The 9,429-nt window shown below is 69.5% G+C and carries 9 protein-coding genes; 2 read left to right on the forward strand and 7 right to left on the reverse strand.

What is annotated here, in order from left to right; genetic code table 11:
• Together nirJ and ABD056_RS00480 are read left to right on the forward strand one after the other, a co-directional pair.
• Window positions 1–1,257, forward strand: coding sequence for a heme d1 biosynthesis radical SAM protein NirJ (nirJ, locus tag ABD056_RS00475; RefSeq protein WP_343863342.1), 1,257 nt, complete (start codon window positions 1–3; stop codon window positions 1,255–1,257).
• 4 nt (window positions 1,258–1,261) lie between these two features.
• A complete protein-coding gene (locus tag ABD056_RS00480) occupies window positions 1,262–2,755 on the forward strand; it encodes a cytochrome D1 domain-containing protein (RefSeq protein ID WP_343863344.1) in 1,494 nt (497 codons plus the stop codon).
• Between the two features lie 46 nt (window positions 2,756–2,801).
• Here ABD056_RS00480 and ABD056_RS00485 read toward each other — a convergent pair whose 3' ends face one another.
• From ABD056_RS00485 to ABD056_RS00515, 7 genes are all read right to left on the reverse strand, one after another.
• On the reverse strand, window positions 2,802–3,107 hold the full coding sequence (locus ABD056_RS00485; RefSeq protein WP_343863346.1) for a cytochrome C oxidase subunit IV family protein: 306 nt from the start codon (window positions 3,105–3,107) through the stop codon (window positions 2,802–2,804).
• A gap of 27 nt (window positions 3,108–3,134) precedes the next feature.
• On the reverse strand, window positions 3,135–3,764 hold the full coding sequence (locus tag ABD056_RS00490) for a cytochrome c oxidase subunit 3 family protein (protein ID WP_343863348.1): 630 nt from the start codon (window positions 3,762–3,764) through the stop codon (window positions 3,135–3,137).
• A 7-nt stretch (window positions 3,765–3,771) separates the two neighbouring features.
• On the reverse strand, window positions 3,772–5,706 hold the full coding sequence (locus ABD056_RS00495; RefSeq protein ID WP_343863349.1) for a nitric oxide reductase activation protein NorD: 1,935 nt from the start codon (window positions 5,704–5,706) through the stop codon (window positions 3,772–3,774).
• 55 nt (window positions 5,707–5,761) lie between these two features.
• Window positions 5,762–6,583, reverse strand: coding sequence for a CbbQ/NirQ/NorQ/GpvN family protein (locus ABD056_RS00500; protein WP_343863351.1), 822 nt, complete (start codon window positions 6,581–6,583; stop codon window positions 5,762–5,764).
• Between the two features lie 110 nt (window positions 6,584–6,693).
• Entirely contained in the window at window positions 6,694–8,043 is a 1,350-nt protein-coding gene (locus ABD056_RS00505) for a cbb3-type cytochrome c oxidase subunit I (protein ID WP_343863353.1), read from the reverse strand.
• A 31-nt stretch (window positions 8,044–8,074) separates the two neighbouring features.
• Complete coding sequence (locus ABD056_RS00510) at window positions 8,075–8,527, reverse strand: c-type cytochrome (protein WP_343863355.1); 453 nt, start codon at window positions 8,525–8,527, stop codon at window positions 8,075–8,077.
• A gap of 72 nt (window positions 8,528–8,599) precedes the next feature.
• On the reverse strand, window positions 8,600–9,429 hold an 830-nt coding region (locus ABD056_RS00515), incomplete at its 5' end, for a hypothetical protein (protein WP_343863358.1).

The raw sequence follows: 9,429 nt of genomic DNA on the forward strand, positions 1-9,429 counted from the left end.
ATGTTCCGCCTGTCCCGCTACATCTCGGCCCTGGTGGCGGCGGAGGAAGGGCGCACCGCCGCCGCTCCGCCGCGCCGGGTCGCCCCCGGTCCCGGCGCCGGCGACGGCTCCGCCACCGGGCCGGTGGTGATCTGGAACCTCATCCGCCGCTGCAACCTGACGTGCAAGCACTGCTATGCCCTGTCCGCCGACACCGACTTCGCCGGCGAGCTGACCACCGACGAGGTGTTCGGCGTCATGGACGACCTGAAGGCCTTCCGCGTGCCGGTGCTGATCCTGTCGGGCGGCGAGCCGCTCATGCGGCCGGACATCTACCGCATCGCCACCCGCGCCAAGGTGATGGGGTTCTACGTCGGCCTGTCCACCAACGGCACCCTGATCGACGACGACAACATCCACCGCATCGAGACGGTGGGGTTCGATTACGTCGGCATCAGCCTGGACGGCCTGCGCAACACCCACGACCATTTCCGCCGCAAGCAGGGGGCGTTCAATGCCTCGCTGCGGGCCATCCGCCTGTGCCGGGAACACGGCATCAAGGTCGGCATCCGCTTCTGCCCCACCAAGGACACGGCGCAGGATCTGCCGGCGCTGCTCGACCTGGCGGATGCGGAGGGGATCGACAAGGTCTACGTCACCCACCTCAACTATGCCGGACGCGGCAACCATAACCGCCGCAGCGATGCCCACCACGCGCTGACCCGCGAGGTCATGGACCTGCTGTTCGAACGCTGCCTCGCCGACGTGCGGGCCGGGCGGCAGCGGGAATACGTCACCGGCAACAACGATGCCGACGGCGTCTATCTGCTGCAATGGGCGGAGCGCCGCTTTCCCGCCCAGGCGGCCATGCTGCGCCGGCGGCTGGAGGCCTGGGGCGGCAATGCCTCGGGCGTCAACGTCGCCAATATCGACAACCTGGGCAACGTCCACCCCGACACCATGTGGTGGACCCACACCCTCGGCAACGTGCGCTCGCGGCCGTTTTCCGACATCTGGATGGACGTGTCCGACCCGCTCATGGCCGGACTCAAGCAGCGGCCGCGGCCGGTGGGCGGGCGCTGCGGTCCTTGCGTCCATCGCGCCATCTGCAACGGCAACACCCGCACCCGCGCCTTCCAGCTGACCGGCGATGCCTGGGCGGAAGACCCCGGCTGCTACCTCGACGACGACGAGATCGGCGTCAGCGGCGGCGGCCCGCGGGTGGAACTGACATCCTTCGGCGCCGGCCGGCGGCCGCTCGCCGTGGCGGAGGGGTAATATCATGCGTATACGTAGTGTCCTGCTGGCCTCCGCCGCCGCCGCCCTGCTGGCGCTGCCGGCCGGCGCCGCCGAGCCCGATCCGGCCCGCCTCTATACCGAGGTCTGCGCCGCCTGCCATGGCGGCGACCGCCTGGGCGCCATCGGACCGGCGCTGCTGCCGCAGAACCTCGGCCGCCTGAAGCCGGCGGAGGCGAAGGAGATCATCCTGCACGGCCGCGCCGCCACCCAGATGCCGGCCTTCGCCGAGCAACTGAGCGACGCCGATGCCGACGCGCTCGCCGCCTACATCTTCCAGCCGCCGGCGGTGATGCCGGCGTGGGACATGGCGGAGATCACCGCCAGCCACCTCATCCACGCCGATCCGCTGGCGCTGCCCAAGGCGCCGAGCCATGGCAGCGACCTGATGAACCTGTTCGCGGTGGTGGAAAGCGGCGATCACCACGTCACCATCCTGGACGGCGACACCTTCACCCCCATCGACCGCTTCGAGAGCCGCTTCGCCCTGCACGGCGGCATCAAGTATTCGCCCGACGGCCGGTTTGCCTACATGGCCAGCCGCGACGGCTGGGTGTCGGTCTACGACATGTGGACGCTGCAAATGGTGGCGGAGGTGCGGGCCGGCATCAACACCCGCAACATCGCCGTTTCCTCGGACGGCCAGTGGGTGGCGGTGGGCAACATGGTGCCGGCGAGCGTGGTGATCCTCAACGCCCGCGACCTGACGCCGCACTCGGTCATTCCGGTGGTGGACGATGCCGGCGCCGAGAGCCGGGTGTCGGCCGTCTACACCGCGCCGCCGCGCGGCAGCTTCATCGTCGCCCTGAAGGACATGCCCGAGGTGTGGGAGATCCCCTATACCTCCGCCGCCGCCTTCAGCGTCCGCCACATCCGGCTGGACGACTACCTAGACGACTTCTTCTTCGACCAGGGGTACGAGCACCTGATGGGGGCCGCCCGCAACGCGAAGAACGGCCAGGTGGTCAGCCTGACCGCCGGGCAGAAGGTGGCGGACATCCCGCTGTCGGGCATGCCGCACCTGGGCTCGGGCATCACCTTCGACTGGAACGGCGGCCGGGTCATGGCCTCGCCCAACCTGAAGGAAAACAAGATCACCGTCCTCGACATGGCGACGTGGCAGACGGTGAAGGAACTGGAGACCCTCGGCCCCGGCTTCTTCATGCGCAGCCACGAGAACGCGCCCTATGCCTTCGCCGACGTGTTCTTCGGCCCCAACAAGGATGCGGTGCATGTGATCGACAAGCAGACGCTGGAGATCGTCCGCACCCTGCGCCCGGAACCCGGCCGCACCGTCGCCCATGCCGAGTTCACCCAGGACGGCCGCCATGTGCTGCTGTCGCTGATGGAGGACGACGGCGCCCTCATCATCCTTGATGCCGCGACGCTGGAGGAGGTCAAGCGCCTGCCCATGCGGCGGCCGGTGGGCAAGTACAACGTCGCCAACAAGATCCGCTACGAAGAAGGGACCAGCCACTGAGGCTGGTCCCCCACAAGACTTCCGAAGATGATCCGGCGGGGTGGTGTCACACCACCCCGATCACCATGTGGCCGCCCAGGATCACCGCCAGGATGGCGATGACGAAGGCGGCGAACAGGGCCCGCCAGCCGGCGGTGGAACTGCGCAGGTTCAGGTAGACGCTGAGGATCTGCCGCGCCTTCACCGCCGTCAGCACCAGAATGACCGTCACCTGCAGCGCCGTCAGGGCGGCGGTGGAGGCGGCATTGCCGTCGGTGAAGGCGGTGACCATGCTGCCGACCGTCAGGCCGGCGAGCAGCAGCCAGGTGATGGCCAGGGCAGGGCGGGTCGGCTGGCGGGACAGGTCGCTCATGGCGGGTCTCCGGCGGGGCGGGCAGGGTCAGCGGATGAGGTAGATGACCGGGTAGAGCAGCACCCAGATCAGGTCGACCATGTGCCAGAAGGCGGCGCCCGTCTCCAGGTTCTCCAGGCTGGCCTTCCAGGCGACGATGGCCAGGATGGCGAGGCCCATGACCACATGCAGGGCGTGGAAGCCGGTCATCAGCCAGTAGAGGGTCCAGAAGGTGTTGGTATCCATGCCGATGCCGGCGTCGATCTTGGCGCCGTACTCGACCACCTTCACCACCAGGAACACGAGGCCGAGCACACCCGCCGCCAGCAGCCACAGGCGGGCGCGGCCGACGGCGCCCTCGGCGCGGTTGCGCACCGCCAGGGCGGCGAACCAGCCGCTGGTGACCAGCACCAGGGTATTGAGCCCGCCGTACAGGCGGTTGAGCTGGGCCTGGCTTTCGGCGAACAGCTCCGGCTGCATCAGCCGGGCGCCGGCGAACCCGGCGAGAAAGGCCCCGAACACCGCCAGCTCCGACAGGATCAGGATCCACATCAGCGGATTGCCCGGCAGCGCCGACAGCGCGCCCCAGTCGGCGGGGGTGTCGTCGGGGGTGGCGAGCGGGTTGGCTGGGGTAATGTTGGGGGTCTGGTAGTCGCCGATGCGGCTGTGGGCGGTCATGGCTCCCTCAACTGGACAAGGACTGGTAGATGCGCGGCAGCGCCCGCGACAGCTTGGCGACGTCGCCGACGATGGCGTAGCGGCCGCGGCCGAACAGGGCCGGGAAGTAGTCCTGCGCCTTGCGGTCGATGGTGACGCCGAACACCGACAGCCCCTTGCGGCGGGCTTCCAGGATCGCCTTGCGGCTGTCCTCGATGCCGAAGCGGCCTTCGTAGTGGTCGACGTCGTTGGGCTTGCCGTCGGTGAGGATGAGGATCAGCCGGTTGCGGTGCGGCCGTTTCTCCAGCTGCGCCGTCACGTGGCGGACGGCGGCGCCGATGCGGGTGTAGTAGCCCGGCTTCAGGGCGGCGATGCGGCGCAGCACCTTGGGGCCGAAGGGTTCCTCGAAGTCCTTCACCGTCTGCACGCGCACGAAGTCGCGCTTGCGGCTGGTGAAGGTGTAGACGGCGTTCTCGTCGCCGCAGGCGTTGAGGCCGGACAGGAACACCGACAGCGCCTCCTTCTCCACGTCGAGCACCCGGCGGTTGTCGATCCAGGCGTCGGTGGAGAGCGACACGTCGGCCAGCACGGCGACGGAAAGGTCGCGGGTGAACGGCCGGGTCTTCTGATAGACGCGGTCCGACAGGGTGCCGTCGGCGCGCTGGTCCACCTGGGCGCGCACCAGCGCTTCCAGGTCCAGCTCGTCGCCGTCGGCCTGACGGTGGAAGGTCATCATGCGCGGCCGCAGGGCCTCGAACTGGCGGCGGACGCGGCGGATCAGGCGGCGGGTTTCCTCGTCCGGCTGCCAGTCCTCGCCTTCCTCGTCGGCGATGCCGGTCAGCACCTGGCAGTGATCGGGCAGCAGGGTCTCGCGGCGGTAATCCCATTCCGGGTAGGTGTGGCGGCCGGTCAGCGCCCCGCCGACCACCGCATCGGGCGGCAGGTCGAGGTCCAGGCGCAGGCGGGTGGAGGCCTTCTTGGTGGTCTGCGAGACGACGATCTCGTCCATCTCGTCGGCGGCCTTGCGGGCGTCTTCCTCGTCGTCGTCCTCCTTGCCGCGGTTGACGTTGACCATCTCGGCCAGCGCCAGGATCTTTTCGAAGCGGTTGAGGATGAGCGGGTCGTCGCGTTCCGCCTGATCGAGCGCCTTGCGGCGGGCCTTGCGCTTGCGGTCGTCTTCCTCGCCCTGGCCGGCGTGGGGATCGTCGTCGTCCTCGTCGTCGGTATGGCGCAGTTCGGGCGCGACGGAGCGGATCTCGCCCCACAGCGGCACCGGCAGGAACGGGCGGTAGCGGCGCGGCGCGGCGAAGGCGGCGATGGCCTCGGCATCGGGGCCGGCGACCGCCTGCCACAGATGATCGGCGGCGGCGGTGGGGGTGGAGCCGTTCAGCAGGGCGATCACCACCTGCTCGACCAGCGTCTCGATCTCTGCCGCCGGGCGGCGCGGGCGGGCCTCCAGCAGGTCGCGGCACAGGCGGTCATAGCGGCGGCGCATGCCGGGGAAGGCGGCCAGCGCCCGGCTGACCGACTCGTGGGCGGCGCGCAGGAAGCGCAGGTCGCGGCGCAGCGGGTCGGCATCGGCATCGGGCGCCGGCGGCACGGCGGCGGCGAAGAAGGCGGCCAGCCACAGATAAAGGTCGCGGTTGGCAGCGGGGTCGGGGAAGAGGTCGATGCGCTCCGGCAGGCGCAGGGTGGCGTCGCCCAGGCTGGCGACCGGCAGGCGTTCCGCATCCATACCCAGGCGCTGGCGCAGCGACAGGCGGTGGCCGCTTTCCTCCTGCCCGGCGGCGCCCAGTTCGATGGCGCGGTCGCCGCCCAGGCTGCGGAACAGCACCGCCAGCATGGGCTTCACCTCGGCCAGCGTCACCGCGGCATCGGCGTGGCGGGGATAGGTGGCGACGTCGCCGACCATGCGGTGCCAGATCTTGCCGACCTGTTCCTCGAATTCCAGCCACTCGAACATGGCACGTTCCTCTTGCTCGCGGCGGTGGGGAGGGGAGGGGCGGAGCCGCCTGCCCTCAGCCCAGGATGGCCGCCACTGCCTCGGCCAGACCGTCCTTGACGTCGGCCTCGTCGGACAGGGGCTCGATGATGGCGGCGCGCACGCATTCGTTCAGCGGCCGGCCGGCCTTCAGCAGGGTGGCGCAGTAGACCAGCAGGCGGGTGGAGACGGCTTCTTCCAGGTCGACGCCCTTCAGGCTGCGGATGCGGCCGGCAAGGCCCACCAGCATGGCGGCGGTGTCGTGGTCGACCCCGGTTTCCGAGGCCACCACCTGGGCCTCCAGCTCCGGCTTGGGATAGCCGAAGTCGAGCGCCAGGAAGCGCTGGCGGGTGGAGGGCTTCAGGCTTTTCAGGACGTTCTGGTAGCCGGGGTTGTAGGACACCACCAGCATGAAGTTGGCCGGCGCCTCGATCAGCTCGCCGGTGCGGTCGAGCGGCAGGATGCGGCGGTCGTCGGTCAGCGGGTGCATGACGACGGTGACGTCCTTGCGCGCCTCCACCACCTCGTCCAGGTAGCAGATGCCGCCTTCGCGGACGGCGCGGGTCAGCGGCCCGTCCACCCACACCGTCTCGCCGCCCTTCAGCAGGTAGCGGCCGGTGAGGTCGGCGGCGGTCAGGTCGTCGTGGCAGGACACGGTATAGAGCGGCAGGCCGAGGCGCGCCGCCATGTGGGCGACGAAGCGGGTCTTGCCGCAGCCGGTCGGGCCCTTCAGCAGCAGCGGCAGGCGGTGACGGTGGGCCTGGCTGAACAGCTCGCACTCGCTGCCGGCGGGCAGGTAGAAGGGCACGTCGTTGGCGGGCTGGGTGATGGCCTGGGCGGCCAGGGTGGCGTCACGCATGACGGCCTCCGCGCTAAGGGTCGAGGGTGTGGGCGTGAAAAAGAAGAACCGGCGCCGTTCGGGAGTTCAGGGCAGGGAACGGCGCCGGTCGAGGTAAAGGCCTTATGGTGTCACTCGGCCGGGGCCGCGTGCGGGGCCTGCGGGATGGTCCGGCGGGAGCCCATGGGCACCGCCAGCGACACCACGATCAGGATGGTCCCGATCAGGACCGCCACGCCGGAGCCGAGGCGCATCCAGAAGAACATGGACAGCGAGTCCTGCACCGACATGTAGTCGTCGCCGACGACACGCTGCAGATGGGTCTGCACCACACCGGCAAAGGTCAGGGCGAAGGTCATGAACAGCATGCCGCCGGTGGTGATCCAGAAGCCGGCCTGGTTCAGGGCCTGGTTGTAGGGCTCGCGCTTGATCAGGTAGGGCATGGCATAGGTGAACACGGCGATGTTCAGCATCACGTAGGCGCCGTAGAAGGCGAGGTGGCCGTGGGCCGCGGTGACCTGGGTGCCGTGGGTGTAGTAGTTGATCGGGGCGAGGGTGTGCAGGAAGCCCCACACGCCGGCGCCGATGAAGGCGATGACGGCGCACCCGAGCGACCACAGCAGCGCGGCCTTGTTCGGATGCTGACGGCCGCCCTTCCACACCATGACGAAGGCGAAGACCACCATGGCGAAGAACGGAATGACTTCCAGCGTCGAGAAGACGGAACCGATCCACTGCCAGTACGCCGGGGTGCCGATCCAGTAGTAGTGGTGGCCGGTGCCCAGGATGCCGGTGAACAGCGACAGGGCGACGATGATGTAGAGCCACTTCTCGACCACTTCACGGTCGACGCCGGTCAGCTTGATCATCAGGAAGGCCAGGATGGAGGCCATGATCAGCTCCCACACGCCTTCGACCCACAGGTGGACGACCCACCACCAGTACATCTTGTCGAGCGCCAGGTTGCCCGGATTGTAGAAGGCGAACAGGAAGAAGATCGCCACGAACCACAGGCCGAGCATCAGCACGTTGGCGACGGCGGTCTTGCGGCCCTTCAGCAGCGTCAGCGTGCAGTTGTAGAGGAACATCAGCGCGACGACGACGATGCCGACCTTGATGGGCAGCGGCTGTTCCAGGAACTCGCGTCCCTCGTGGATGCCGAAGACGTAGCCGACCACGGCCAGCAGGGCGGCGACGAAGAACAGCCAGAACTGGACCAGGGCCAGCTTGGTGCTGTGCAGCTCGCTTTCCGTCTCTTCGGGCAGCAGGTAGTAGGTGGCGCCCATGAAGCCCATCAGCAGCCACACGATCAGCGCGTTGGTGTGGATCATGCGGATGACGTTGAAGGGCAGCAGTTCGGACAGCACGTTCGGCAGCACGTACACGGTACCGGCCAGCACGCCGACAAGCACCTGCACCAGGAAGAGGGTCAGCGCACCGCCGAAGTAATAGAGCGCGACCTTTTGCGATTGGTATTTCATGACGATTGTCTCCGCTTTCCGGTGCGGTCGATCAGCCGGCTTCGTTCGGCGGCCAGTTCTGGTCGTCGATCTCGCTGGTCCACTTCAGGAAGTCGATCAGGTCATCCAGCTCCTGGTCGGAGAGGTTGAACTGCGGCATCTGACGGCGGCCGGGCACGCCGGTCGGCTGGGCGGCGAACCACGCCTTCAGCGTCTCGCGGGCGCCTTCGGCGTCATCGGGGCCGCCGTAGCGGTCCCACACGTTGGCCAGTTCCGGCGCGAAGTAGGCGCCTTCGCCCATGATCGTGTGGCAGTTGATGCAGGAGTGCTTCTCCCACACGTGCTTGCCGCGCACGACGGCATCCGTCAGGTTCTCGGAATTGCTTGATGTATTGACGATGTACACATGGCTGTGTGCCGTCAGGGCGATGAAGATCGCCATGAAGAACAGCGTGCCCCCGTAGAAGATGTTGCGGGCCGCCGATTTGGTAAGGCGTTCGGACATTGCGGTCCCCCAAGTAAGGATCAGGTCCCGGTCGACCCCGTGCCGCAGCGGCCCCTGGGTCATGGGGCCACATTAGGCCGTGGCGGCAAGAGCACCTTGACTGTGGTCAAGTGTCCGACCTGCGAGGTGAGTCTCTGTCGTGGCGGGCGTGCCGAGGGCGCCGACGGCGGCCAGTTCCGCCGCATCGGCCATCAGGCGCGGGTCGGCGAGCGGGGCGTGCAGCCACAGCCGGCGGCCGTCGACGACGAAGGGGCCGACGGCCTCGCCGGCCGGCGTCACCAGCGGCGTGCCGGCGGGCAGGCCGAAGGCGGGCGGCACGTCCAGGCGGGCATGACGGCCGCGGGCCGCCAGCATGACGCAGGCGACCACGTCGCGGCCGAGCGGCAGGCGCCGCCAGTCGGTCAGGCGCGGCGCGTGCTCCAGGAACACCGTGTGGGCGGAGCGGCAGACGGCGCTGCCACCGACCGCATGGGCCAGATGCTCCGCCGCCCGGTCGCCGGCGGTGGCGCTGGCGGCGCCGTGGGCGACCACCAGCAGGTCGGGCGGGGCGTCGACCGTCTCGGCGACATGGCCGAGCAACGCCTCCACATGGGCGGGGATCACCGCCGATCCGCCCAGCGCCGGCAGCACCCGCACCTCGCCCAGGTGGCCGCCGTGGGCGGCGGCGAGGGCGGGGATGAGGTCGGCGGCGAAGCGGCCGTCGCCGGCCAGGTGGGGCACCAGCACCACCCGCCGGCCGGGCGGCAGGGCGGCGAGCACCGCCGGCAGGGCGGGCTCGCCCTTGATGACGGCGGCGGCGGCGCGGAAGCGGCCGCGGCGGGCGATCTCGGCGGCGGCGGCGGCGGCGGCGGGGGGGCCGGCGGGGGGGGGGGGGGGGCCCGGGCCCCCCCCCACCCCCACCC

The organism is Caenispirillum bisanense (assembly GCF_039523075.1).
Taxonomy (GTDB): domain Bacteria; phylum Pseudomonadota; class Alphaproteobacteria; order Rhodospirillales; family Rhodospirillaceae; genus Caenispirillum; species Caenispirillum bisanense.

Bases quoted from the DNA above. Each gene is read 5' to 3' on its own strand.
- nirJ (WP_343863342.1), top strand. From the start codon at position 1: ATGTTCCGCCTGTCCCGCTACATCTCGGCCCTGGTGGCGGCGGAGGAA.
- ABD056_RS00480 (WP_343863344.1), top strand. From the start codon at position 1,262: ATGCGTATACGTAGTGTCCTGCTGGCCTCCGCCGCCGCCGCCCTGCTG.
- ABD056_RS00485 (WP_343863346.1), bottom strand. From the start codon at position 3,107: ATGAGCGACCTGTCCCGCCAGCCGACCCGCCCTGCCCTGGCCATCACC.
- ABD056_RS00490 (WP_343863348.1), bottom strand. From the start codon at position 3,764: ATGACCGCCCACAGCCGCATCGGCGACTACCAGACCCCCAACATTACC.
- ABD056_RS00495 (WP_343863349.1), bottom strand. From the start codon at position 5,706: ATGTTCGAGTGGCTGGAATTCGAGGAACAGGTCGGCAAGATCTGGCAC.
- ABD056_RS00500 (WP_343863351.1), bottom strand. From the start codon at position 6,583: ATGCGTGACGCCACCCTGGCCGCCCAGGCCATCACCCAGCCCGCCAAC.
- ABD056_RS00505 (WP_343863353.1), bottom strand. From the start codon at position 8,043: ATGAAATACCAATCGCAAAAGGTCGCGCTCTATTACTTCGGCGGTGCG.
- ABD056_RS00510 (WP_343863355.1), bottom strand. From the start codon at position 8,527: ATGTCCGAACGCCTTACCAAATCGGCGGCCCGCAACATCTTCTACGGG.